This is a genomic window from Microtetraspora malaysiensis (assembly GCF_050947145.1).
In the GTDB taxonomy this organism is placed as follows: domain Bacteria; phylum Actinomycetota; class Actinomycetes; order Streptosporangiales; family Streptosporangiaceae; genus Microtetraspora_A; species Microtetraspora_A malaysiensis.
This window is the reverse complement of record NZ_CP191998.1, coordinates 8,035,539-8,060,484: the sequence shown is the minus strand read 5'-3', so window position 1 is coordinate 8,060,484 and position 24,946 is coordinate 8,035,539. Positions and strand designations below refer to the sequence as shown.

The following is a 24,946-nucleotide window of genomic DNA, read 5'->3' as shown; positions in this document are numbered from 1 at the left end:
TGTGTCCGGATGGTCACGCCGTGAACCTGGCGGGCGGCGCCGGCGCGGGCGTGGCACGTCCGGGGCCGGGCCCGGATCGGGTGGCCCGGCCCTTCGGTCAGCTATTGGTTCTGCGGTTATTCGTTCTGAGTCGTCGGCCGCTCGTCCATGGAGCCGGTCGATCCGGACGACTTCTTGGACTGCTTGGCCGAGCGGGCCTGCTTGATGGCCGACTTCTTGGCCTTGCCCGTCGACTTCGCGGCCTTCTTCTTAGGTGTTTCAGCCATAATTCCCCCGTTTGGGCCATGATGCGAGCACATGTCCGCATCAACGCGATTGATACCCAATTCGGTTATTTGTCACCCCGTGACGAGGTTTGCTGACTCCAGGCCGGGCAGAGGTGCGGCATACGAGGCCCGACGAGCGCTGGGACAAGCCGATCCAGGTCGCGCGAGGGGCGCGGCGGTGTCTGGACTGAGGAGCGAGTGGGGAGCGAGGGACGAGCGACTCCGAGTGACGAGGGAAGACATCGACTGAAGGCGCCCCGAGCCCGCGCGAGCGAAGCGAGCGCAAATGAACCTCGTCTGAGGGGGCAGAGATGACGACCAGGGAGATGGGGGTCGACCCCCGGGAACTCGACGACGACGATCTCTTTCGCGAGATGCGCCATCTCCACGAGACCCGGACCGACACCCTCCTGCACGGATCCGACGACGCGCTGGAGCACCACACGATCCGGACCAGGCAGCTTGAGGGGGAGTACCTCAAGCGCTACCCCGAGCGGGACGTGGATCCGGAGCGCCTGCGCAGCGGAGCACGGCTGAGGTGAGCCGCCATGAGCAGAACGATGACAGGTCGGAGGGCGCGCGGCCGCGCCGGTGACGCCCCCGTCCGGGTCGCGGAGGCCCCCTGGCCGCTCGCCGACGTGCAGAGCGTGTACGACGACGACATGCGCGTGTACGAGACCGTGGCCGCGCTGGGCGTGGACCGGCGCCCGGCCACCGTCGCCGAGATCACCCGGCTCGCCGACCTCCCCGAAGAGTTCGTACGGCAGAGCCTCGATGTCCTGGTGGCCGACGGATGGTTGGTGCGCCGCCAGGGCGTCTACCTGGTGGGGCCCAACGACTGGAGCCTGGAGTACTGAGTCGCGACGCTGAACGCGGGCGGTGAATCCCGGCGTGACCACTGCCGACACGGCGAAGCCGCCGCACCTCGCGGAGTGCGGCGGCTTCGGTGCGGACGGGTGTCCGCGAGGGGAGAGCCCCCTTTACAGGGGAGCCTGTGACGGGAGAGCTCTGTGCTGCGGGGAGGCTCCGAAGACGTCGGAGTCGCCGACGTCAGCTGCAGGCGCTGGCGAAGGCCGCGCCGGCCTCGGTGACCTTCTTGGCGAAGTCGCCGACCTTGGTCGCGGCGTCGGCGGCCTTCGGGTCGATCTTGAGGGCGCCGAAGGAGTCGCCGAACTTCGTCAGCGCGCTCTGCAGGTCGCCGTCGGCCTTGCCGGCGATCTCCTTGAGCTTGGCCGCGAAGTCCGAGCTCGCCTTGTTGAACCCGTCGAAGTTCGTGCCGGCCGAGGCCATCGCGCCCTGGTAGTCCGTCATCGCCTTGGTGGTCTCCGCGCAGAGCGCCACCTTGTCAGCGCCTCCGCCGCAGGCCGAGGTCAGGGCGAGAACCGCGGACGCCGCGACGACGGCGAGAGAGTTCCGGACGATGCTCATTGATTGCCTTCCTAGTGATCTTTGAGACGGGGAGCGACGTTAGGGACGTCCCCTTGCAGGTCACTTACAACCCGCTTACAAAAGCAGAAGATCGTAAAGTACCGGTGTTGCCGGACCTATGCTTGCGCCCATGACGCGACGACTTGCCGAAGTTGCCAAAAAAGTGGGGGTGAGCGAGGCGACGGTGAGTCGCGTGCTCAACGGCAAGGCGGGCGTTTCGGACGCGACGCGGGAGGCGGTGCTCACCGCGCTTGACGTGCTCGGATACGAGCGGCCCACGCAGCTCCGCGGGGAGCGGGGCCGCCTGGTCGGCCTGGTGCTCCCGGAGCTGCAGAACCCGATCTTCCCGGCGTTCGCCGAAGTGGTCGGCGGCTCCCTCGCCCAGCAGGGGTTCACGCCCGTGCTCTGCACCCGTACCGTCGGCGGCATCTCGGAGGCGGACTACGTCGATCTCCTGCTGCAGCAGCAGGTGTCCGGCGTGGTCTTCGCGGGCGGCCTGTACACGCAGGCGGGGGTGGTGCACGAGCACTACCTCAGGTTGATCGACCGGCGGCTGCCGACGGTCCTCGTGAACGCGGCCGCCGACCACTGGGAGTTCCCCCGCGTGTCATGTGACGACTCGATCGCCGTCGAGCAGGCCGTGGGCCACCTGCGGTCGCTCGGGCACGAGCGTGTCGGCCTCGTCGTCGGCCCGCCCGACCACATGCCGTCCGTACGCAAGCTGGAGGCGTTCCGGGCGTCCGGCGGCGAGCTGGTCGAGCACACCATGCACTCGCTGGAGGGCGGCCACGCAGCGGCGGCCAAGCTGCTCGCCCGGGATGTGACGGGCATCGTCTGCGGCAGCGATCCGCTCGCGCTCGGGGTGGTCCGGGCCGCCCGCCGGCAGGGGTTGCGGGTGCCCCAGGACGTGTCCGTGGTCGGCTACGACGACTCCGCGCTGATGACGTGCGTGGATCCGCCGCTGACGACGATCCGGCAGCCGATCGAGGCGATGGGCCGGGCCGTGGTCGAGCTGCTGGTCAACCAGATCGACGGGACCGCGGTCGCGACCGGCGAGCTGCTCTTCGAGCCCGAACTGGTGGTGCGCGCCTCCACGGCCCGCCCCCGCGCCGCCGCCGGTTGACCGCCTGATTCACCCTGCGCCGCCGGTCGGCTCGGCCGGGGCGACCGTGGCGGTCGCTCCGGCCGGACGCGTACGCTGCGCAAGCGAACGCAAATTCTTACGCGAATTGTCGTATGCTTGCGTTCATGACACGACGGCTTGCGGAAGTGGCCAAGAAGGTGGGCGTGAGCGAGGCGACGGTCAGCCGCGTCCTCAACGGCAAGCCCGGCGTGTCCGACGCGACCAGAGAGGCCGTGCTCACCGCCCTCGACGTGCTCGGGTACGAGCGGCCCTCACGGCTGCGCGGGGAGCGGGGCCGCCTGGTCGGCCTGGTGCTCCCGGAGCTGCAGAACCCGATCTTCCCGGCGTTCGCCGAGGTCGTCGGCGGCGCGCTGGCCCAGCAGGGATTCACGCCCGTGCTCTGCACCCGTACGGTCGGGGGCGTCTCGGAGGCCGACTACGTCGATCTGCTCCTCCAGCAGCACGTGTCCGGCATCGTCTTCGCCGGCGGCCTGTACGCCCAGGGCAATGCGTCACACACGCACTACGAGCGGGTGCGGGAGCGGGGGCTCCCCATCGTGCTGGTCAACGCCGCCGTCGAGCACCTGCGCTTCCCCCAGGTCTCCTGCGACGACGTGGCCGCCGCCGAGATGGCGCTCGCCCACCTGCTGGCCCTCGGCCACCGTCGCGTCGGCATCCTGCTCGGCTCGCCCGACCATGTGCCGTCCCGGCGCAAGCTCGCCGCGTTCCGGGCGTTCGCGGAGGAGAAGGGGCTGGAGCTGGCCCCCGAGCAGGTCGAGCACGCGTTGTTCTCGATCGAGGGCGGCCACGCCGCGGCGGCCCGGCTGGTGCGGCACGGCGTCACCGGCATCGCCTGCGCCAGCGACGTGCTGGCCCTCGGCGCGATCCGCGCCGCCCGCCGGGCCGGGCTGTCGGTCCCGGGGGACGTCTCCGTCGTCGGCTACGACGACTCGGCCCTGATGAACTGCGCCGATCCGCCGCTGACGACCGTGCGCCAGCCCATCGAGGCGATGGGGCGGGCCGCCGTCGAACTGCTCGTCTCGCAGATCCGCGCGGGCGCCGTCCCGGGTGACGAGCTGCTGTTCGAGCCCGAGCTGGTCGTCCGCTCCTCCACGGGACCCGCGCCGGCCGACCCCGCCTGAGCCTGGTCTTCTCTCCCGCCCGCGTGGCCCGCCCGCGTGGCCCGCCCGCGTGGCCCGCCCGCGTGGCCCGATCCCGCATGGGCCGGTCCCGCCTGGTCCCGTCACGTCGGCCGATCCCGCCCGGGTAACCCCCTGGTCCGGGCCCGATGCCGCCCCTTCCCATGCCGCCGGCGATCGACGGGACCTGCCGTGGAGATTCGCATTGCTGTCACTTTTTTGCATCAGACACACCAGAGTCTTGCTCTTATATGTGTCGCTTTGTATGTTTCAGGCAAATGTCCGGCTCGTGGCCGTTCGATGAGACGGTGGGCGAGCGGGGGCGCCTAGACGGGTCGTGGTGTGCCGTTCCAGGAGGGAACAAGATGAAATCCCGCAACCTCTCGATACTGCTGGCGGCAGGCATCACCCTCACCGTCGCCGCCTGTGGCAGCGGCGGTGACGACGCGAAGGACAGTGCCAAGCCCGGCGCGTCGGCCGGGGCGGACGCCCCGGTCACGATCACGGTCGGCTGCAAGCCTCCGAAGAACAACGCCAAGGAAGCGGCCCAGTGGGACGCGGACGTCGCGGCGTTCCAGAAGCTGCACCCGAACATCACGGTCGAGGGCAAGGACGCGTTCCCCTGCATCGTGCCGGAGACGTTCCAGGCCAAGCTGGCCGGCGGGCAGATGGAGGACGTCTTCTACGTCTACTACACCGACGTCCAGAAGATCATCGCGGCCGGCCAGGCGGCGGACGTCACGCCGTACCTCGACAGCGTTCCCGCGCTGAAGAACATCCGCCCTGACGTCATGAGCGTCTTCAAGAGCGGCGACAAGATCTACGGCCTGCCGAGGGTCAACTACTCGACGGGTCTCGTCTACAACCGCAAGCTCTTCACCCAGGCCGGTCTCGACCCCGACAGCCCGCCCAAGACCTGGGCCGAGGTGCAGGAGGCGGCCAAGAAGGTCGCGGCGCTCGGCCCCGGCTACGTCGGGTACGGCGAGTACAGCGCCGGCAACACCGGCGGCTGGCACTTCACCTCCTCCATCTACGGCCGCGGCGGCGACATGGTGACGCCCGACGGCAAGAAGGCCGCCTTCAACAGCCCCCAGGGCAAGGCCGTCCTGGAGAACCTCAAGCAGATGCGCTGGACCGACAACAGCATGGGCACCAAGCAACTGCTGCGCTGGGAAGACCTCATGCGGATGATGGGCAGCGGCAAGCTCGGCATGATGATCGGCGCTCCCGACGTGGTCAAGGAGGTCAACAACACCTTCAAGGGCAAGTTCGACGACTACGGCGTGGCAGGGATGCCGGAGGCCACGTCCTCCCTCAGCGGCGGCGACGGCTACATGTTCAACCCGAAGGCCACCCCGGACCAGATCAAGGCCGGTCTCCAGTGGCTGGAGTACAAGTTCCTGACGCCCGGCCAGGGCCAGTTCAACTACGAGCGGGCCAAGGCGGACGGGCTGCCGGTCGGACTGCCGGACATCGACCTGTTCGGCAGCGCCGAGCCGGGCCAGAAGATCCAGGAGCTGCGCAAGCAGTTCGCGACGATACCCGTGGAGCACTTCCAGAGCTACGTCGACGCGAACGCGGCCGTCCAGTTCAAGCTGGAGCCGCCGAAGGCCCAGGAGATCTACGCGGTGCTCGACACGGCGATGTCGGCAGTGCTGACCAGGCAGGACGCGAACGTCGACCAGCTGCTCGCGGACGCGCAGAAGAAGGTCGACAACATCCTCGCCAAGTCGAGCTGACCTCGGCTCCGGGGCGTCGCCGACGCGCGGCGCCCCGGTGGTCACGTCGATTCAGGAGTCAAAACCGATGACCACAATCACCGTGCGGAGCTCGCGGCGGCGGGGCCGGGAGGCGATGAGGCGTGCCGTGCGCCGCAACCTCACGGCGTACGGGTTCCTCTGCGGGGCGCTCGTCTGCTTCGCGTTCTTCTCCTGGTACCCGATGATCCGGGAGTTCCTGCTCAGCTTCCAGAAGACGAACTTCGTCGGGCCGCCCGAGTGGGTGGGGCTGGACAACTTCCGCACGGTGACGGAGGACTCGGCGTTCGGGCCGGCCTGGATCAACACCGCGATGTTCACCCTGCTCGCGCTGGTCGCCGGATACGCCGTGCCGTTCGTGATCGCGCTGGTCCTCAACGAGCTGCGGCACGCCAAGGCGTATCTCAGGGTCGTCGTCTACCTGCCGGTGATGCTGCCGCCGGCCGTCGCGGTGCTGCTGTTCAAGTGGTTCTACGACCCGGGTCCCGGGCTGTTCAACCAGATACTCGACGCCGTCCACCTGCCCACGCTGAGCTGGCTCGACTCGACCACGACGGCGCTGATCTCGCTGGTCATCGTGTCCACGTGGATGAACCTCGGCACCGGCACGCTGATCTACCTCGCGGCGCTGCAGAGCATCCCCGGCGAGCTGTACGAGGCGGCGGAGCTGGACGGTGCCGGGCTGCTGCGCCGGGTCTGGCACGTCACGATCCCGCAGACCCGGCTGATCCTCCTGGTGATGCTGCTGCTGCAGATCGTCGCGACCATGCAGGTCTTCATCGAGCCGTACCTGCTGACCGGCGGCGGGCCGGAGAACGCGACCGTCACCGTCGCCTACCTCATGTACCAGTACGCCTTCAGCTTCGGGAACTTCGGCGGCGGCGGTGCGCTGGGCCTCATGCTCATGATCGTGCTGATGGTGTTCTCGGCCGTCTACCTGCGCGTCTCGCGGGACGACAAGAACTGAAGGGGAGTGGCACCGATGTCGAACCGCACGGCCGAGGCGTCCGGCGCCGACGTCCGCCCGGACCGGCGGGCCCCGCTCGGGCCGCCCGCGCCGGTACGGAGGAAGGGACGCCGTCGTCCGGGCAGGGCGGGGGAGCGGCGCGAGGTCCGGGGCCTGGTCTCGCCGTACACGCTGACCACCACCCGCGGCCGGATCGTCTACTGGACGGTCCTGGTCGCCGTGGTGACGGCGTTCACCGCGATCTTCGTCTTCCCGCTGTACTGGATGGTCACCAGCGCCCTGAAGTCGCCCGAGGAGATCGCCCAGATCCCGCCCTCGCTCTTCCCGGAGAAGATCGACTTCGGGGTGTACAAGGAGGCGTGGGACCAGCTCGACCTGGGCCTCTTCCTGCGCAACACGGTCGTCTACGCCGCCGGGGCCTGGCTGTTCACGCTGGCCTTCGACGTGTCCGCGGCGTACGCGCTGTCGAAGCTGCGGCCGGTGCTCGGCAAGGCGGTGCTGGCCATGATGCTGGCCACCCTGATGATCCCGCCGATGGTGATCCTGCTGCCCGCGTACCTGACGGTCAAAGAGCTGCCGATCCTGGGCTGGAACCTGCTGAACACGCCCTGGGCGATCTGGCTGCCCGCCGCCGCGAACGGGTTCTTCATCTTCCTGCTCAAGCGGTTCTTCGACTCGATCCCGCGTGAGCTGATCGAGGCCGCCGAGATGGACGGCGCCTCCCCCGCGCGGATCCTCTGGTCGATCGTGCTGCCGGTGTCGCGGCCGATCCTCGGCGTGGTCTCCATCCTGTCGGTGGTGAGCGTCTGGAAGGACTTCGTCTGGCCGCTGCTCGTGCAGCCGGACACCGACAAGATGCCGATCAGCGTCGGCATCTCCTCCCTTTCCGCTCAGATGCCGCAGAACGTTCTCATGGCCGCGCTCGTCATCGCCAGCGTCCCCGCCATCGTGGTCTTCCTGTTCTTCCAGCGCAGCATCATGGCCGGCCTCACCGCTGGAAGCCTCAAGGGCTGACACGGTCGAGCGTCCGCCGGTTCACCCATTTGTGTAAGGAGTTGTGTTCAGCATGTCCGGCAATGCCTCTCGGGGGACCACTCCACAACCCGAAGAAGAATGGTGGCGCGGCGCCGCGATCTACCAGGTGTACCTGCGCAGCTTCGCCGACGGAAACGGCGACGGCACCGGAGACCTGGCGGGGCTGCGGGCCCGCCTGCCGTACCTCGCCGATCTCGGTGTGGACGCGATCTGGCTCAACCCGTGGTACCCGTCGCCGATGGCCGACGGCGGGTACGACGTGGCCGACTACCGGGGCATCGAACCGGTCTTCGGCACCCTGCCGGAGGCGGAGGCGCTGATCGAGGAGGCGCACGCCCACGGCATCCGGGTCATCATCGACGTCGTGCCCAACCACGGATCCGACCGCCACGCCTGGTTCCAGGAGGCGCTGGCCGCCGGTCCCGGTTCGGAGGCCAGGAAGCGGTTCTGGTTCCGCGAGGGCGACGGCGACACCCCGCCCAACGGCTGGCGCTCCATCTTCGGCGGGCCCGCCTGGACCCGCGTCCCGGACGGGGAGTGGTACCTGCACCTCTTCGCTCCCGAGCAGCCGGACTTCAACTGGGAGAACCCGCGGGTCCGCGCCGAGTTCCTGGACATCCTGCGGTTCTGGTTCGACCGCGGCGTGGACGGCTTCCGCATCGACTCCGCCGCCGTGCTCCTGAAAGACCTGGACAGCGTGGAGGAGTCCTACACCGACCACGACGGCGTCCACGACATCTACCGGGAGTGGCGGCGGGTCTGCGACGAGTACCCGGGCCGCGCGCTCATCGGGGAGGTGTGGCTGCCCGACCAGGAGCGATTCGCCCGGTATCTCCGGCCGGACGAGCTGCACACCGCCTTCAACTTCGACTTCCTCTCCTCCGCCTGGGAGGTGGGGGCGCTGCGCCGGGCCATCGACCTGACCCTGGCGACGCACGTCCCGCTGGGCGCCCCCGCGACCTGGGTGCTGTCCAACCACGACGTCGCCCGCCCCGTCACCCGGTACGGCAGGGCCGACACGTCCTGGGACAACGCCGACCGCAGGGACGGCGCACCGCACGACCCCGAGCTGGGGTACCGCCGGGCCAGGGCGGCGGCGCTGCTCGCCATGGCCCTGCCCGGCAGCGTGTACGTCTACCAGGGCGAGGAGCTGGGGCTGCCGGAGGTGGAGGACATCCCGGGCGAGCTGCGCGAGGACCCCATGTGGCGCCGCTCCGGGCACACCGTGCCGGGCCGGGACGGATGCCGTGTGCCGCTGCCCTGGTCGGGCAGCGAGTCGCCGTTCGGGTACAGCACGGGCGAGCCGTGGCTTCCGCAGCCGGCCGCGTGGAAGGACCTCACGGTCGAGGCGCAGCGGGCCGATCCCGGGTCGATGCTGTCGCTGTACCGGGCCGCGCTGCGCCTCCGCCACGAGCGGCTCGGCGACGGCGCCATGACCTGGCTGCCGCTGGGCGACTCCGTGCTCGCCTTCACCCGCGACACCGGCGTGACCTGCGTCGTCAACCTCGGCCCCGACCCCGTGCGGCTGCCGCCGCACGAGGCGGTGCTGCTCGCCAGCGGGCCGCTCGACGGCGACCTCCTGCGCGCCGACACGGCGGCCTGGCTGGTCTGAGGCACGACGGGCGAAGGGCCCGGACGGGAGCGATCCCGTCCGGGCCCTTCGCCGTGGAGCGGCGTCAGGCGGGGAGTCGCCGGGCGGACGCGGCTGATTTTTGGGTCTTGACGATGGGCGGCCCGGCTGGTGCCATAGCAGCAAAAGTTAGGAAGCTTTCCTAACCTTCGCCCTGTCCTGGCCGCGCGGCCCCCCGTCCCCCCGCCCGGACGCGAGTCGTCCGGGCCTGACCGATCCCCGGGTCCGTACCGGCCCCGGCGCACGCCTCCAGCCGATCCTCGTCACGCACACAGGATGAGATGAGATGCGCATTCGACCATTGATCATCGTCGCGGGACTGCTGCTTCCCCTGGCCACGGCCCATCCCGCCGCCGCGGCGACGACCGTCTACCAGGCCGAGGACGCCACGCTCTCCGGGGCCTCGGTGGCCACCAACCACACCGGATACACCGGGACCGGATTCGTCGACTACGTCAACGCCGCCGGCGGCTACGTGCAGTGGTCGGCGTCCTCGGCCGCGGCCGGCCCGGCCACGCTGACCCTCCGGTACGCCAACGGCACGACGACCGCGCGCCCGATGGACATCGCGGTCAACGGGACCACGGTCGCGACCGGCGTGTCCTTCGCGGGGACCGGGAGCTGGGACACCTGGGCCGACAGGTCGGTCTCGGTCACCCTCAAGGCGGGAGCCAACACCGTCCGGGCCACCGGGACCGGCGCGGACGGCGGGCCGAACGTCGACAAGCTCACCGTGGTCAGTCAGGACGGCGGCGGCACCGGCCCGGCCGTGCCCTTCGGCAGTCACCAGTTCGCGTACGCGGCCGGGACGCTGCGCCCGACGGGCTCCCAGGCGACGCTCGACCAGAAGGTGATCGACTACTACACCACGTGGAAGTCCGCCTTCATCCGGCAGAACTGCGGGAACGGCTGGTACCAGGTGATCTCGCCGGACGCCGACCACCCCTACGTCGCCGAGGGACAGGGCTACGGCATGGTCGTGGTCGCCACCATGGCCGGGGTCGACTCCAACGCGAAGACGATCTTCGACGGGATGGTCAAGTACATGCTGGCCCACCCGTCCGTGCACAACCCCAACCTGCTCGCGGCCGAGCAGGACTCCTCGTGCAAGAGCGTCAACGGCTCCGACTCGGCCACCGACGGCGACCTGGACGTCGCGCTCGGCCTGCTGCTGGCCGACCGGCAGTGGGGGAGCTCCGGGACGTACAACTACAAGGATCTGGCCGTCAAGCACATCAACGCGATCAAGGCCAACGAGGTGAACCCGACGACCCACCTGACGCTGCTGGGCGACTGGAGCACCTCGGGCGACTCGCTGTACTACGTCACCCGCTCGTCCGACTGGATGATCGACCACTTCCGGGCGTTCAAGAAGGCCACCGGTGACAGCGCGTGGGACACGATCAGGACGGCGCACCAGAACCTGATCACCTCCCAGCAGGCGAATTACGCGTCGAGCACCGGCCTGCTCGCGGACTTCGTGGTCAACACGAACACCACACCCAAGCCCGCGCCGGGCAAGGTGCTGGAGGACGCGAACGACGGCAAGTACTGGTGGAACGCCTGCCGTGACCCCTGGCGCATCGGCGCCGACGCCGTGACCAGCGGCGACAGCGCGTCCCTGGCCTCCGCCCGGAAGATCAACACGTGGATCAAGAGCAAGACCGGCGGCAACGCGAACAGCATCGGCGTCGGGTACGCGCTGAGCGGCTCACAGATCAGCAGCGGCAGCGAGCCCGCCTTCTTCGCCCCGTTCGCGGTGACCGCGATGACGGACCCGGGCAGCCAGGCGTGGCTCGACGCGCTGTGGACGAAGATGGTCAACACGTCGTTCTCGTCCAACGACTACTACTCGGCCAGCATCCAGCTCCAGGTCATGATCCTGGCCTCCGGCAACTACTGGCTGCCGTGACCCGGCCGGCCTGAGGTCCCGAGCTCGAACCGTTCCCGGCAAGGCGTCCCGTCTTGCCGGGAACACCGTGTTTCAGGCGCGTGTTCCAGGCGCGGGTTCCAGGCGCGGGTTCAGGCGAGGGAGCGGGTCAGCGCGGTGTGGACGTCGTCGACGGCGCCGCCGAGCCGGCGCATGAGCGGGACGGACAGCATGCCCTCCCGCAGCCGGTCGTCCAGCTTGGTCCGGACGTGCGCCACGCCGTTGACGTCGCGCCCGTTGACGGAGTTGTGCAGCACCTGCTTGAGGTCCAGCGCCGCGTCCGGGCTGATCTCGGCGTCGGCCAGCCCGTCGGCGAGAACGACGTCGAAGCGGGCGACGGCGCGGTCCAGGGGGACCCGCCCCGAGGTGGCGAGCGGCAGCGCGGACACGTCGCGCTCGCGGCCCGACGTGCGGCCCGACGTGCGGCCCGACGTGCGGCCCGACGTGCGGCCCGACGTGCGGGCGACGGGCGACGCGACGGCCGGCGTCGGCGCGTCCGTCGTCGGCCGGGCGGCCACGATGCCGCTCCCCGCCGCGCCCAACTGCGACCACATCAGGACGCCGACCGCCACCGCCCCGGCCGCGGCGGCCGCCCCCCATCCCCGGCGGCGGTGCCCGTCCGGGGCCTGTCCCGGCGCGAGTGACTCGGCCACCTCGGCTACCTCGTCCGCACTCGGCCGTTCGGCGGGGTCGGGGGAGAGGCAGCGGCGGCACAGCTCGCCGATCTCGGCGGGCAGGCCCGCCACGTCCGGCACCGGGGGCGGGCCGTCGCGCCGTGCCGCCTCAATGCCCTCCCAGGTCGTCTCCGGGTACGGCGGGGCCCCGGTGAGCATCTCGTAGAGCAGCACGCCCAGGGCGTACACGTCCACCGCCGGGTCCGCGGTCATCCCGCGCAGCCGCTCGGGGGCGACGTACGGCGGCGTGCCGAAGTCGGCCACGAGATGGTCGTCGGCCTCGCCGGTGAAGGCCGCGATGCCGAAGTCGAGCAGCTTGGCCCCGTCCGGGGTGAGCAGCACGTTCTCCGGTGTGACGTCGCGGTGGACGATGCCGCGCTCGTGCGCGGCGGCGAGCACTCGCGCCAGCCGGGTCGCGATCAGCGTCGCCTCCGCCCAGGGCAGCGGTCCCTCGGTGACGCGGTCGGCCAGCGAGCGTCCCTCAAGGAGGCGCATGACCACGTACGCGGCGAGGCGGCCGCCGTTCGTGACGGTCTCGCCGTAGTCGTAGACCTCGATGGCGTCCGGGTGGATCAGCCGGGCGGTCGCCCTGGCCTCGCGCCGGATCAGCTCGCGGCCCGGGTGGTCCCCGTCCAGCGCGCCGTCCAGCACCTTGATCGCGACGGTGCGCTGCAGGGACTGGTCGAAGGCGCGCCAGATGACCGACATTCCGCCCGTCGCGATCCGCTCCTGCAGGAGGTAGCGGCGGGTCAGGACGTCGCCCTCGCGGAGCTCAGGACGATTCACGAACCACCAGTTCCGTGGGCAGCACCGGGTCGCCCTCGGACACCCTGGCCTCGGCCACCGAGGCGAGGAGCAGCTTGGCGGCGAGCGAGGCGAGCTCCTCGACGGGCTGGCGGACGGTGGTCAGGGTGGGGGAGGTGTGCCGGGCGATCGGCGCGTCGTCGAAGCCGACCACGGCGACGTCGTCCGGCACCTTGCGCCCGGCGCGGCGCAGCGTCTGCATGGCCCCGGCCGCCATGACGTCCGACGCGGCGAAGACGGCGTCCAGGTGCGGCGCCCGTTGCAGCAGCCACTGCATGGCGTGCGCGCCGGAGGCGTGGCTGAAGTCGCCGTACGCGACCGGCGGGTCGGCGACGCCCGCGTCGCGGAGCGTCTGGCGGAACCCGTCCAGGCGGTCCCTGGCGGCGGGGAGCGTCGGGGGGCCGGCGATGGTCGCGATGGCCCTCCGGTTGCTCAGCAGGAGGTGCTCGGCCGCCTGCCGCCCGCCGTCCTGGTTGTCAATGTCGACGTACGGCAGCTCGACGCCGTCCGGGGGACGGCCCGCGCAGCGTACGGGGATGCCCGAGGCGGCGAGGGTGACCGCGAGCGGGTGGCGCGATCGGGCGCTCACCAGGAGCACCCCGTCCACCGCCCCCGCGACCAGCGGCGGGGCGGCGATCGCCGTGGTCGCGGGTGTGGCGGTCATGACGACCATCGGGACGCCGTGCGCCGCCAGCGTGTCCTCGCAGGCGGACAGCAGCCTGGCGTAGAAGGGCTCGCTGAAGAGTCGCGGAGTCTGCTCGCAGACGACGGCGGCGATGATCTGGTCGGTGCGCCTGCCCCCGGAGCCGCGGGGCGCGCGCCGCCGTACGTAGCCGAGGCGGGACATGGCGTCGTGCACCTGACGGCGGGTGGAGGTCGTCACGCGGACCGAGCCGGTGAGGACCCGGGACGCGGTCGCCGGAGAGACGCCGGCTGCGGCGGCTACCTCCGCGAGGGTGGGAAGATCGGCCATTCCGTCTCCTCGGCCCGAAGTGTTACGGCTTGGGAGCGCTCCCAACGGAACGTATCACTGTTTCGTGCGTGTCAACAGAGGTTTCATCCGTATGAAACCTTTCGGAGTATTCGACCCCCGTTCGATATGGTCAGGGGCCTGCTGTCCTGTTGTTTTCGCGGCAGTTCGGTGGCAGTTCAATAGCAGTTCAGCGCGGGATTTCGCCGTGGAGAACGCGAACGTATTCCGGCGAACGGCGATGATGAAAGCGGGTTGACCGGCGACTTGACCATCAATGGTCGAACTGAGTGACGAAGGGCTGCGTGCTCGTCGCGGTAGGGTCCTTGACAACGAGATCACGGACCGGCGGACGCCTCTCTTTCGGTCTGTACCATTCTGGCCCCGCTGAGAAAGGTTCCTTCCGAGTGACCAGCTTTAGCCGGATCGTCCTGCCGGTCGCCGCGGGCGCGGTCGCGCTGACCATGCTCGCCGGGTGCTCCGGCTCCGGAACGGACGCCGCGGCTCCGTCCCCGTCGGCTTCGGCGGCGTCCGACGCCGTGGCCGCGTCGCCGTCGGCCGTCGCCTCGGACACGCCGTCCGCGGCCGGGGAACCGTCCGACTCTCCCTCCGAGTCTCCGTCCGATGCCGGGGACCCGGGTGACGCGGCGGGGCACAATGACGCGGACATCTCCTTCGCGAAGACGATGATCCCGCACCATCTGCAGGCCATCGACATGGCCGGGCTCGCCCGGACCCAGGCCGGCGACCAGTGGATCAGGGACCTCGCCGCGAAGATCACCGAGGCGCAGGACCCGGAGATCCGGACCATGAAGGGATGGCTGGACGGCTGGGGCGAGGAGCCCCTCCCGCGTGACCACGCGATGCCGGGCATGCTGGCCAAGGCCGATATCGCCAAGCTCGCCCAGGCCGACGGCTCCCCGTTCGACCGCCTCTTCATCACGCTGATGATCAAGCATCACCAGGGTGCGATCAAGATGGCCGAGGAGGAGATCGCCTCCGGTGCCTTCGCGGACGCCAAGGCGATGGCCAAGACGATCGTCGGCACGCAGAAGGCCGAGATCAAGGAGATGAAGGGCTACCTCGCCAAGCTGAAGTGACGGGCCGGCCCGCCTCGCTTTGAGCGCGGCCGCGCCTCCGGCGGTCCGTCGTGCTTCGCGCGACCGGCCGTCACCGGCGCGTGTGATGCGTATCGGCCTCAACCACCTGGCCTATTTAAGCGTCCGATATCTGCATAAAGTCGGCGCAGTGCGACCAGGAGAGTGACCGACGTGGAGTTCCGCCTGCTCGGCCCCGTGTCCGTGATCAGCGACGACGGGACCGTGCTCGACACCGGGCCGGCGCAGCAGCGGGCCGTGCTCGCGCTCTGCATGCTGGCCGTGCCCCGGCCGGTCAGCGCCGCCCGGATCGTCGACGCGCTCTGGTCGGGGGAGCCGCCGCCACGGGCGGTCAACACCGTCCAGGCGTACATCTCCAAGCTGCGCCGCGTCTTAGAGCCGGGGCGCACCCGGAGAGACAGCCCGTCCGTGCTGGTCAGCACGCCCGGCGGGTACGCGCTCGCCATGCCCGAGGACGGTTACGACCTGGGCCGGGCCAGGGACCGGATCGCCGAGGGGCGGCGGCTGCTCGGTGGCGGTGAGCAGGCCGCCGGCGCGCGGGAACTGCGGCGGGCGCTGGCCGAATGGCGCGGCGACCCCCTCTCCGGATTCGAGGACGAGCCCTGGGCGCGAGACGACGTCACCCACCTGGCCGAGCTGCGGCTCACCGTCGTCGAGGACGCGTCCGAGGCCGAGCTTTCCCTGGGCATGGGGCCGGAACTCGCGCCGGGACTGGCCCGGCTGCTGCTCGCCCATCCGCTGCGTGAGCGGCTGCGCCGGATCACCGCGCACGCGCTCTACCAGGCGGGACGGCAGGCGGAGGCGCTCGCCGTGCTCGCCGAAGGCCGCCGGATGCTCGTGGACGAGCTCGGCCTCGACCCCGACCCCCGTTCCCGGGAGCTGGAGCGGCGGCTCCTCTCCCAGGACCCCGCCCTCATGCCGGACCGTGTCGTGGTGACGGTGGCGGCGGACGAGTCGATCGGCCAGGCCCCGTGGGCGGGGAGGGCCGCGCCGACCCGGCTGATCGGACGAACGGTCGAAACCGAGGTGCTGCGCCGCGCCATCGCCTCCCCCGGGCACCGGGTCGTCCTCGTCGCCGGGGAGCCGGGCATCGGCAAGACCAGCCTGGCCGAGGACGCGGCCCGCCACGCCCCCAGGGCCGTCTTCGGCCGCTGCTGGGACGGCACCGGCGCCCCGCCGTACTGGCCGTGGGCGCAGGCGGTCCGCGAGCTGACCGGCCGGGGCGGCGAGCTGGCCGAGATCACCGACGCGACCGGAGAGTTCGCCCTCTACGAGGCGTTCGCCCGGCTGGTCGGCGGCCACGGTCCCGTGCTGGTCGTCATCGACGACCTCCAGTGGGCGGACGCCTCGTCGCTGCGACTGCTGGAGTTCCTGGCCGCCACCCGGTCGTGTCCGGAGCTGACGGTGGTGGCCACCTATCGCGACACCGAGGTCGGCGAGCCGCTCGCCAGGGCGCTGTCGACCCTCGTACGGCTCCCGCACGTCGAACGGGTCACCCTCGGGGGCCTGCCGGAGAAGGCGATCGCCGAATACCTCGAACGGGCGGGGGCCGACGCCACGCGGGCTGCCGAGGTGGCCAGGCAGACCGGAGGGAACCCGTTCTTCCTCGGCGAGGTGGTCCACCTCGGCGCGGACGCCCCGGGCGCCGTCGCCGACGTGCTGCGCGGCCGGATGGCCACGATGCCGCCGGGCGCGGCCGAGGTGCTCTCCGCCGCCGCCCTCCTGGGGCGTGAGGCCGAGCTCGGCGTCCTCCTCGACGTCGTGGACACACCGCGCGACCAGGTGCTCGACGTGCTGGACGCCGCCGTCCAGGCGCGGCTGCTGACCGAGCGCGGGCTGGTCTACCGCTTCGCCCACGACATCGTCCGGGACGTGCTCAGGGACGGGCTCGCGCCGTTGCGGCGTCGCCGCCTGCACGCCCGCGTGGCCGCGGTGCTCGAACGGCGCGGCACCCACCTGGCGGAGCTCGCCCACCACTACCGCGAGGGCCTGGTGATCACGGGGATGGCGGCCAAGGCCATCGAGTACGCCCGGCAGGCGGCGGCGCACGCCACCTCCCAGTTCGCGTACGAGGACGCCGCCGACCACCTGCGCCACGCGGTGCTGCTGACCGGGCGGCTCCCGGTGACCGACCTGGCGCTGAAGTGCGACCTGCTCCTCGACCTGGCGGACGCGCGGGCCGCGGCCGGCCTGACCACCCTGGTGCGCGCCTCCCTGGAGGAGGCCGCCGAGATCGCCGAGTCGCTCGGCGACGACGAGCGACTCGCCCGTGCCGTCCTCGGCTTCTCCGACCCGCTGGCCTGGGCGATGTATGAGGAGTGGGCCGCCGGAGACGCGCTCATCGGGCGCATCGAACGCGTCCTGCGCGCCCACGCCGGCGAAGGGTCGCCCTGGCGCTCGCAGCTCCTCGCGGCCGCGGCCGTCACCGGCTACTTCTCCCGTCCGGTGCCAGAGAGCACGGCCCTCGCCCAGGAGGCGGTGCGCGAGGCACGGCGGACGGGGGACGATCGCGCGCTGCTGCGCGGCCTCAGCGCGTACGAGATCCTCTCGCGGGGTGTCGCGACGCACGCCGAGCGCCAGGCGGTCATCGACGAGATGGCGGAGGTGGCCCGGCGCACCGGCGACCCGGTGTCTGAGTGGCTGGCCCGCGAGGCCGACTACGTCGAGCTGGTCAAACAGGGCGACGACGAGCGGGCGGGGCCGCTCCTGGAGTGGCTGCGCGAGACGGCGCGGCGGGTCCGCCAGCCTGCCCTGCTCAGCCTGGCGGCGTGGCTCGCCGCGATCCGCGTATACCTGCGGGGCGATCTGGAGGGAGCGCTCGCCGAGGCCGAGGAGGCGGCCCGGGTGCATCCAGAGGGCGCGCTCGGCAGGGACGACGTGGCCGTACGCGAGCAGGTCTTCCGTTTCCTGCTGCTACGGGCGCGCGGGGAGGCGACGGCGGCGCTCACCTTGGCCGACCGGATGCTCGCGGGCCGGCCGGGCCAGCCGGGCTGGCTGGTCCTGAAGTGCGTCGCCCTGCTCGACGCCGGCGGGCGCGCCGAGGCGGCGGACGTCCTCGCGGAGCTGGCGCGCGGGGATTTCGCCGCCGTCGAGGGCGATCTCGCCTACCGGTACATCCCCGAGTCGCTGAGCGAGGTGTGCGCGGAGCTGGGGGACGCCGCCGCGTCACGGGCGCTCTACGCGCGGCTCGCGCCGAACGCCGGGCGGCTACTCGGCTGGTCGGTGGCCGACCTTTGCCTCGGACGGCTGGCGCTGGCGTTCGGCGATCAGGAAGCCGCGGTCCGGCACCTTACGGCGGCCCGCGACCTGGTCGCCAGGTCGGGAGCCGTGCTGTACGAGCCCCGGGTGCGCGAGCTGCTCGCCCAGGTGTGCTGACGCGCGGGCGAGCAAGCGCGCGCCAAGGTGTGCGTGCCTGCGGTCTGTCGCGCGCCGTCCATGATGGAAGGGGTGACGCCCGCTGAGAGCGGGCTCGTGGAAGCGAGGTTCACATGACCGATTCCCGGCCGCATTTCTGGGCGGAGGGTGTCGTGGCTTCGTGGAATGACGAGGAAGGGCTCGGCATCGTCAGGTCCGGCGACGTGCCCGGCGACGTGTTCGTCCATTTCTCGATGATCTCCCAGCGAGACGCCGGGTACCGATCCCTCACGTCAGGCGAAACCGTCTACTTCACCTGGGAGGCGTTTCCCCAGGACGGTTGCCGGTTTCGCGCCATCGAGGTGCGTCGTCCAGGGGCCGGCCCGGATCATTCGCGCGCCGGAGAGTCGCGTGTGGGAGGGACCCAGACCGATGACGGCGCCTACGTCAGCCGGCTGCGTATCGAGTTCGACCACCCCGGCGAACCGTAACGCACCACCCGCCGCCCACCTCGTGCTGCTCACCGTCGCGGCGTCCTTCGGCTAGGTCGTCTTCCCCTTGGTCACCGCGGTCGCCACCATGGCGGGCGTGCTGGCACCGGTGGTCACGGGGGCATTGGTACAGCGAGCGGCGGATCCGGCCGAGGGATACGGCACGGTGTTGACCGTCGCGGGACTGCTCATGCTGGGGGGAGGCGCGCCGGCCGCGCTGGCCGTCCGCCCGGAGCTGGACAAGGAAAGGCTGGCTTCCCGATGAACATCACCGAGTACGCCGACAGCGTCTGGCGGGGCGAGCTCCCGGACAGCATCGTGCACACGGGACTCGCCGGGCAGGGCTTCGTCGAGGTCGCCGACGGTGTTGGCTTCCGCAGCGGGTTCGGCAACACGATCGCGGTACGCGAGGGCGGGAAGGTCACGCTCTTCGACACCGGCAACCCCTTCGACGCGGACCGGCTGCACGCCGAACTGCGGGCGTGGACCGACGAGCCGGTGACGACCGTGATTTATTCGCACGGGCACATCGACCACGTGTCGGGCGTGGGCCCGTTCGACGCGGAGGCCGACGCGGCGGGGCGGCCCAGGCCCACGGTGGTGGGGCATGAGGCGATCCCCGCCCGTTTTGACCGGTACATCCTCACGAGCGGCTACAACGCGGTGATCAACCAGCGGCAGTTCCAGACGCCGGACCTGACCTGGCCGACCGAGTACCGCTACCCCGACGTGACGTACCGCGACGAGCTGGCGGCCGGGCCCGTGGAACTCTTCCACGCCAAGGGCGAGACAGACGACGCGAGCGTCGGGTGGGTGCCGTCGCGGCGCATCCTGCTCCCTGGCGACCTGTTCATCTGGGTGAGCCCCAACTGCGGCAACCCGCAGAAGGCGCAGCGCTACCCGCGCGAGTGGGCCGTCGCGCTGCGCCGGATGGCCGCGCTCGGCGCGGAGACCATGCTGCCGAGCCACGGCGCCCCGATCTTCGGCGCCGACCGGGTCGAGCAGGCGCTGACCGAGACCGCGGAGTGGCTTGAGGCCATCGTCGAACGCTCCCTGGAGATGCTCAACGAGGGGGCCAGACTGGACGACATCGTCCGGGCCGTACGGCCTCCGGCGCGGCTGGCGGACCGGCCCTACCTGCGGCCGCACTACGACGAGCCGGAGTTCGTGGTGCGCAACATCTGGCGGCTGTACGGCGGCTGGTACGACGGCAACCCCGCCCACCTGAAGCCCGCGCCCGACGCCGTGCTCGCCGCGGCCGTGGCCGAGCTGGCGGGCGGCATGGAGCGGCTGTGCGACGCCGCGCTCAAGGCGCTGGCCGACGGCGACCAGCGGCTGGCGGGGCACTTCGCGGAGATGGCCGTACAGGCCGCGCCGGACGACCCAGGGGCGCACCTCGTGCGCGCCCGGGTGTACGCCGCCCGCGCGGCGTCGGAGGCGTCCCTGATGGCGAGGGGCGTGTTCGCCTGGGCGGCCGAGGAGTCACGGAAGGCCGCCGGAGGCGCCTGACCGGGAAGCGGCCCGGAACGACGGCCCGGAACGACGGCCCGGCAGCTGGACCCACCGGCTTCGCGCCACTCCCTGGGAAAACCAGGACACATGTCTTTAACATCGCCGAACTGTCGAAGTCCCCCGAGGGTGGGAACGATGGCGTGAGTGAACGAGGGCAGAGAGATTTGGCCGGGTGCCCCCTATCCGTTAGGGGCCGCCTACGACGGGGCAGGCACCAACTTCGCGCTCTTCGCCGAGGTCGCGGACAAGGTCGAGCTCTGCATGTTCGACGAGGACGACGCCGAGGAGCGGGTGCCGCTCACCGAGGTCGAGGGGTTCGTCTGGCACTGTTACCTGCCCGGCGTCGGCCCCGGCCAGCGGTACGGCTACCGCGTCCACGGCCCGTACAACCCGGCGCGGGGGCAGCGGTGCAACCCCGCCAAGCTGCTGCTCGACCCGTACGCGAAGGCGGTCGAGGGCGCGGTCCGCTGGGACCAGGCGGTGTACGGCTACCGCTTCGGAGAGCCGGACAGCCGCGACGGCAGCGACTCGGCGCCGTACATGCCGCGCGCGGTCGTGACGAACCCGTTCTTCGGCTGGGGACACGACCGGCCGCCGGCCACGCCGTACCACGACACGGTGATCTACGAGGCACACGTGCGCGGGCTGACGATCCGCCACCCGAGGATCCCGGAGCGGATCAGGGGCACCTACGCCGCGCTCGGGCACCCGGAGATCATCGACCATCTGACCGGGCTCGGGGTGACCGCGATCGAGCTGATGCCGGTCCACCAGTTCGTCACCGACCATGTGCTGGAGAAACGCGGCCTGACCAACTACTGGGGATACAACACCATCGGGTTCTTCGCCCCGCACAACGAGTACTCCAGCTCGGGCCAGCGCGGCGAGCAGGTGCTGGAGTTCAAGGCGATGGTGAAGGCCCTGCACGAGGCGGACATCGAGGTGATCCTCGACGTGGTCTACAACCACACCGCCGAGGGCAACCATCTCGGGCCGACGCTGTCGATGCGCGGGATCGACAACGCCAACTACTACCGCCTGGTGGAGGACCACCCGGCGTACTACATGGACACCACGGGCACCGGGAACAGCCTGCTGATGCGCAGCCCGCACGCGCTGCAGCTCATCATGGACTCGCTGCGGTACTGGGTCAGCGACATGCACGTGGACGGCTTCCGCTTCGACCTCGCCTCCTCCCTCGCGAGGGAGCTGCACGCGGTGGACCGGCTAAGCGTCTTCTTCGACCTCGTCCAGCAGGACCCCGTCCTCTCGCAGGTCAAGCTCATCGCCGAGCCGTGGGACGTCGGGCCGGGCGGCTACCAGGTGGGCAACTTCCCGGCCCGCTGGACCGAGTGGAACGGCCGCTACCGCGACACGATCCGCGACCTGTGGCGCGGCGAGCCGGCGGCGCTGCCGGAGTTCGCCTCGCGGCTGACCGGGTCGAGCGACCTCTACCAGGACGACAGCCGCCGCCCGGCCGCCTCGATCAACTTCGTCACCTGCCACGACGGGTTCACGCTCCAGGACCTGGTCTCGTACAACGTCAAGCACAACGACGCCAATGGCGAGGACGGCAGGGACGGCGCGGACGACAACCGGTCGTGGAACTGCGGGGTCGAGGGGCCGGCCGGCGGGCCGGTCCAGCGACTGAGGGAGCGGCAGAAGCGCAATCTCCTCGCCACGCTGTTCCTCTCCCAGGGCGTGCCGATGCTCTCGCACGGCGACGAGACGGGCCGCACGCAGGGCGGCAACAACAACGCCTACTGCCAGGACAACGAGACGAGCTGGGTGGACTGGTCGGACACCCGGGAGAACCGGCTGCTCCTGGACTTCACCCGGCGGCTCTCGCGGTTGCGTCGCGACCACCCCGTCTTCCGCCGTCGCCGGTTCTTCTACGGCAGGCCGGAGCGCGGCTCGCACGACGAGCTGAGCGACATCGCCTGGCTGACGCCGTCCGGCACGGAGATGACGGACCAGGACTGGCACAACGGCTATGCCCGGGCGCTCGCCGTGTTCCTCAACGGCGACGCCATCACCGAGCCGGACCGGCGTGGGCGGAAGATCACCGACGACTCGTTCCTGCTGCTGTTCAACGCCCACCATGACGTCATCCGGTTCACCGTCCCGACCGGCTTCGGCGAGATGTGGACCACCGCGCTCGACACGGCGCGGCCGGTCGTCGCCGACTCGCGTGTCTGCCGGGCCGGTGAGGAGGTGCCGGTGTCCGGGCGTTCGGTGCGGGTTCTGCGCCGCGCGGGATGGCCTGGCGGTGACGTGGTCGCGCCGTCAGTATGAGGACGAAGCCAGGGAGTTACGGATCAGGCGAGCGGCCGGTCCACGTGCCGTCCCGGCCCCCGGACCGCCCGGCACGAGGCCGGAGACACGGCGGGAGGGCCGCGCCGGCGTGGCCGGGCGCGCCCGGCGGGATCCGCGGAACACGACCGGGCCGGAAGACCCGACGAAGGGTGGTGCCGTGACCTCGACGTACCGACTGCAACTGACCCCCGACCTCGGATTCGCGGAGGCGGCCGAGCTGACCGGCTATCTCCGGGAGCTCGGCGTCGGCGCCCTCTATCTCTCGCCGGTCCTGCAGGCCGTGCCCGGGTCCGCGCACGGATACGACGTCACCGACCACGCCGCCGTACGGGCCGAGTTCGGCGGCCTCCCGGCCCTGCGCGCCCTGGCCGCGCGGGGCCTGCCGCTGGTCGCCGACGTGGTGCCGAACCACATGACCGTGCCGGTCCCGGAGTCGGGGAACGCGGCGTTGTGGGCGGCGCTCCGGGACGGGCCGGCCTCGCCGTACGCCCGGTGGTTCGACCTGGATTGGCCGGTGGCGCTCCCCGTGCTCGGCGACGACGTGGGCGACCTGTACGGGGGTGGGACCGGTAACGAGGGCGGGGCGGGGTGCGATGGGTTCTCCGTGGACGGCAACGTGCTGCGCTATCACGAGCACGAGTTCCCGATCAGGCCGGGCACCGAGGGCCTCCCGCTGCCCGAGTTGCTCAGGGCCCAGCACTACCGGCTGACCGGCTGGCGCGACAGCCCCGGTTACCGGCGGTTCTTCGACGTCTCCTCGCTGATCGGCCTCCGCGTGGAGGACCCGGAGGTCTACGACGCCACCCACGCGGTGATCCTCTCCCTGCTCGACGGGGGCGTGCTCCACGGCCTCCGGGTGGACCACCCGGACGGGCTGGCCGACCCGCGCGGCTATCTCCGGCGGCTGCGGCCCCGCGTGCCCGGGCCGCTGTGGGTCGAGAAGATCCTGATCGACGGCGAGCGGCTGCCGGAGCACTGGCCGTGCGACGGCACGACCGGCTACGACGTGCTCAACATGGTCACCCGGCTGTTCGTGGACCCGGCCTCCGCGGAGCAGCTCGTCAAGACGTTCGCCCGCCACACCGGCGTGACCGAGGACTACGAGACGGTGCGGCACACGGCGAAGAAGCACGTCATCGAGCTGTTCTTCCGCGGCGAGGTCGACCGGCTCATGGCGGCCCTGCTCGGCGCCCGGCCCGAGACCGGCGGTGACGCGGACGCGCTGCGCGAGGCGGTGGTCGAGCTGCTCGCCGCGATGCCGGTCTACCGGGCGTACGTCGATCCCGGCGAGCCGCCGCCGGTCGAGTCGATCCGCGTCGTCAGGGGCGCGGCGCGGGAGGCGGCCGCGCACGCCGACCCCGCGGCGGTCGCGCGTGTCGCCGACCTGGTCCTGTACGGCCCGCCCGCGGCGGTGACGCGGTTCCAGCAGACCTGCGGTCCGGTGATGGCCAAGGGGGTCGAGGACACCGCGCTCTACCGGTGGTTCCCGCTGGCCGCGCTGAACGAGGTCGGCGGCGAGCCGGACCGGTTCGGCGTGTCCGCGGCGGAGTTCCACGCGTTCTGCGCCGGGCTGCCGCCGCGCACGATGACCACCCTGTCCACCCATGACACGAAACGCTCGGAGGACGTGCGGGCCCGGTTGGCGGTGCTGTCCGAGATGCCGGATGAGTGGGCCCTCGCCGTCGACTCCTGGGCGGCGGAGGTGGCGTTCGACCCCCGGCTCGACTACCTGGGCTGGCAGACGTTGATGGCGTCCTGGCCGATCAGCGTCGAACGTTTCACGAAATATCTGCTCAAAGCGGCACGGGAGGCCAAGACGGCGATCTCCTGGCAGAACCGCGAACCCGGCTACGAGAACGGCGTCAGGGAGTTCGCCCAGCGGGCGATCGACGTCTGCGGCGGGTCGGTGGCTGCCTTCACGGCGGTCGTGGACCGGTACGCCCGGGTCAACTCGCTCGGCCAGAAGGCCGTCCAGCTGATGATGCCGGGCGTACCGGACGTCTACCAGGGCAACGAGATCACCGACTTCTCCCTGGTCGATCCGGACAACCGGCGGCCGGTGGACTTCCGCCGCCGCCGGGCGCTGCTGGCCGAGGTGCTCGCCCCCGGGGCCCGCCCCACCACCTGGGAGGGCCAGAAGATGCTGGTCACCGCCACCGCGCTGCGGCTCAGGAGCCGGCTCGACCCGGCCGCGCCGTACGCGCCGCTGGAGGCGGGCGAGCACGCGGTCGCCTTCGCGCGCGGCGACGAGGCGGTGGTGGTGGCCACCCGCCTGCCCGTGGGACTCGAACGGCGCGGCGGCTGGGGAGGCGAGACCCTCACGTTTCCCCGGGGCCGGTGGCGCGATCTGCTGACGGGACACGAGCACACCGGGCGCGTCCCGATGGGGCACCTGCTGTCCCGGTATCCGGTCGCGATCCTCGGGCGGTGAC

Annotated in this window: 20 protein-coding genes; 16 read left to right on the top strand and 4 right to left on the bottom strand. The window is 71.2% G+C overall.

All coding sequences use genetic code 11. The annotated features are described in order from the left end of the window. Positions 1–116: 116 nt before the first annotated feature. Positions 117–266, bottom strand: coding sequence for a hypothetical protein (locus tag ACQP1V_RS37690; RefSeq protein WP_433218678.1), 150 nt, complete (start codon positions 264–266; stop codon positions 117–119). A gap of 311 nt (positions 267–577) precedes the next feature. Here ACQP1V_RS37690 and ACQP1V_RS37685 point away from each other — a divergent pair, with 311 nt between their 5' ends. Together ACQP1V_RS37685 and ACQP1V_RS37680 are read left to right on the top strand one after the other, a co-directional pair. Continuing rightward, a complete protein-coding gene (locus ACQP1V_RS37685) occupies positions 578–808 on the top strand; it encodes a DUF6158 family protein (RefSeq protein WP_067125234.1) in 231 nt (76 codons plus the stop codon). A 6-nt stretch (positions 809–814) separates the two neighbouring features. Beyond that, positions 815–1,123, top strand: coding sequence for a hypothetical protein (locus ACQP1V_RS37680; RefSeq protein WP_433218676.1), 309 nt, complete (start codon positions 815–817; stop codon positions 1,121–1,123). Positions 1,124–1,316: 193 nt separating this feature from the next. On the opposite strand, the gene ACQP1V_RS37675 is transcribed toward ACQP1V_RS37680, so the two are convergent. Then, positions 1,317–1,694 (bottom strand): hypothetical protein, encoded by a 378-nt coding sequence (locus ACQP1V_RS37675; protein ID WP_433415505.1) that lies wholly within the window; start codon positions 1,692–1,694, stop codon positions 1,317–1,319. 130 nt (positions 1,695–1,824) lie between these two features. Between ACQP1V_RS37675 and ACQP1V_RS37670 the strand changes: the two genes are divergently transcribed. The 7 genes from ACQP1V_RS37670 (at position 1,825) to ACQP1V_RS37640 (ending at position 11,257) form a co-directional block, all read left to right on the top strand. After that, a complete protein-coding gene (locus tag ACQP1V_RS37670; RefSeq protein WP_067126090.1) occupies positions 1,825–2,817 on the top strand; it encodes a LacI family DNA-binding transcriptional regulator in 993 nt (330 codons plus the stop codon). 125 nt (positions 2,818–2,942) lie between these two features. Then, on the top strand, positions 2,943–3,959 hold the full coding sequence (locus ACQP1V_RS37665) for a LacI family DNA-binding transcriptional regulator (RefSeq protein ID WP_433415502.1): 1,017 nt from the start codon (positions 2,943–2,945) through the stop codon (positions 3,957–3,959). Positions 3,960–4,321: 362 nt separating this feature from the next. Continuing rightward, on the top strand, positions 4,322–5,695 hold the full coding sequence (locus ACQP1V_RS37660) for an ABC transporter substrate-binding protein (RefSeq protein WP_433415499.1): 1,374 nt from the start codon (positions 4,322–4,324) through the stop codon (positions 5,693–5,695). Between the two features lie 67 nt (positions 5,696–5,762). After that, positions 5,763–6,680, top strand: a complete 918-nt coding sequence (locus ACQP1V_RS37655) for a carbohydrate ABC transporter permease (protein WP_433415496.1) — start codon at positions 5,763–5,765, stop codon at positions 6,678–6,680. Positions 6,681–6,695: 15 nt separating this feature from the next. Beyond that, positions 6,696–7,694 (top strand): carbohydrate ABC transporter permease, encoded by a 999-nt coding sequence (locus ACQP1V_RS37650; protein ID WP_433415493.1) that lies wholly within the window; start codon positions 6,696–6,698, stop codon positions 7,692–7,694. A 52-nt stretch (positions 7,695–7,746) separates the two neighbouring features. After that, the gene (locus tag ACQP1V_RS37645) at positions 7,747–9,327 is read left to right on the top strand and encodes a glycoside hydrolase family 13 protein (protein ID WP_387414493.1); all 1,581 of its coding nucleotides are present in this window, start codon (positions 7,747–7,749) and stop codon (positions 9,325–9,327) included. A 304-nt stretch (positions 9,328–9,631) separates the two neighbouring features. Next, positions 9,632–11,257: a glycosyl hydrolase family 8 gene (locus tag ACQP1V_RS37640; protein ID WP_433415490.1), complete on the top strand. Its 1,626-nt coding sequence runs from the start codon at positions 9,632–9,634 to the stop codon at positions 11,255–11,257. A 110-nt stretch (positions 11,258–11,367) separates the two neighbouring features. Here ACQP1V_RS37640 and ACQP1V_RS37635 read toward each other — a convergent pair whose 3' ends face one another. Together ACQP1V_RS37635 and ACQP1V_RS37630 are read right to left on the bottom strand one after the other, a co-directional pair. Continuing rightward, the gene (locus ACQP1V_RS37635) at positions 11,368–12,735 is read right to left on the bottom strand and encodes a serine/threonine-protein kinase (RefSeq protein ID WP_433415487.1); all 1,368 of its coding nucleotides are present in this window, start codon (positions 12,733–12,735) and stop codon (positions 11,368–11,370) included. Beyond that, positions 12,722–13,726, bottom strand: coding sequence for a LacI family DNA-binding transcriptional regulator (locus ACQP1V_RS37630; protein WP_433415485.1), 1,005 nt, complete (start codon positions 13,724–13,726; stop codon positions 12,722–12,724). Before ACQP1V_RS37630 ends, ACQP1V_RS37635 begins: the two co-directional genes overlap by 14 nt. A gap of 404 nt (positions 13,727–14,130) precedes the next feature. Between ACQP1V_RS37630 and ACQP1V_RS37625 the strand changes: the two genes are divergently transcribed. The 7 genes from ACQP1V_RS37625 to treY all read left to right on the top strand — a co-directional run bounded on the left by ACQP1V_RS37625 (position 14,131) and on the right by treY (position 24,945). Then, complete coding sequence (locus tag ACQP1V_RS37625; protein ID WP_433415482.1) at positions 14,131–14,823, top strand: DUF305 domain-containing protein; 693 nt, start codon at positions 14,131–14,133, stop codon at positions 14,821–14,823. Positions 14,824–14,985: 162 nt separating this feature from the next. Beyond that, a complete protein-coding gene (locus tag ACQP1V_RS37620; protein WP_433415479.1) occupies positions 14,986–18,216 on the top strand; it encodes a BTAD domain-containing putative transcriptional regulator in 3,231 nt (1,076 codons plus the stop codon). Between the two features lie 152 nt (positions 18,217–18,368). Then, positions 18,369–18,686, top strand: coding sequence for a cold shock domain-containing protein (locus tag ACQP1V_RS37615; protein WP_433415476.1), 318 nt, complete (start codon positions 18,369–18,371; stop codon positions 18,684–18,686). A gap of 97 nt (positions 18,687–18,783) precedes the next feature. Continuing rightward, complete coding sequence (locus ACQP1V_RS37610) at positions 18,784–18,951, top strand: hypothetical protein (protein WP_433415473.1); 168 nt, start codon at positions 18,784–18,786, stop codon at positions 18,949–18,951. Then, positions 18,948–20,195 carry an alkyl sulfatase dimerization domain-containing protein gene (locus ACQP1V_RS37605; protein ID WP_433415470.1) on the top strand — a complete coding sequence of 416 codons (1,248 nt, stop codon included), beginning with the start codon at positions 18,948–18,950 and terminating at the stop codon, positions 20,193–20,195. The genes ACQP1V_RS37610 and ACQP1V_RS37605 overlap by 4 nt, the downstream gene beginning before the upstream one ends. A gap of 147 nt (positions 20,196–20,342) precedes the next feature. Next, a complete protein-coding gene (gene glgX, locus ACQP1V_RS37600; RefSeq protein ID WP_433415467.1) occupies positions 20,343–22,493 on the top strand; it encodes a glycogen debranching protein GlgX in 2,151 nt (716 codons plus the stop codon). A gap of 178 nt (positions 22,494–22,671) precedes the next feature. Continuing rightward, on the top strand, positions 22,672–24,945 hold the full coding sequence (gene treY, locus ACQP1V_RS37595; RefSeq protein WP_433415465.1) for a malto-oligosyltrehalose synthase: 2,274 nt from the start codon (positions 22,672–22,674) through the stop codon (positions 24,943–24,945). Position 24,946: the final 1 nt, after the last annotated feature.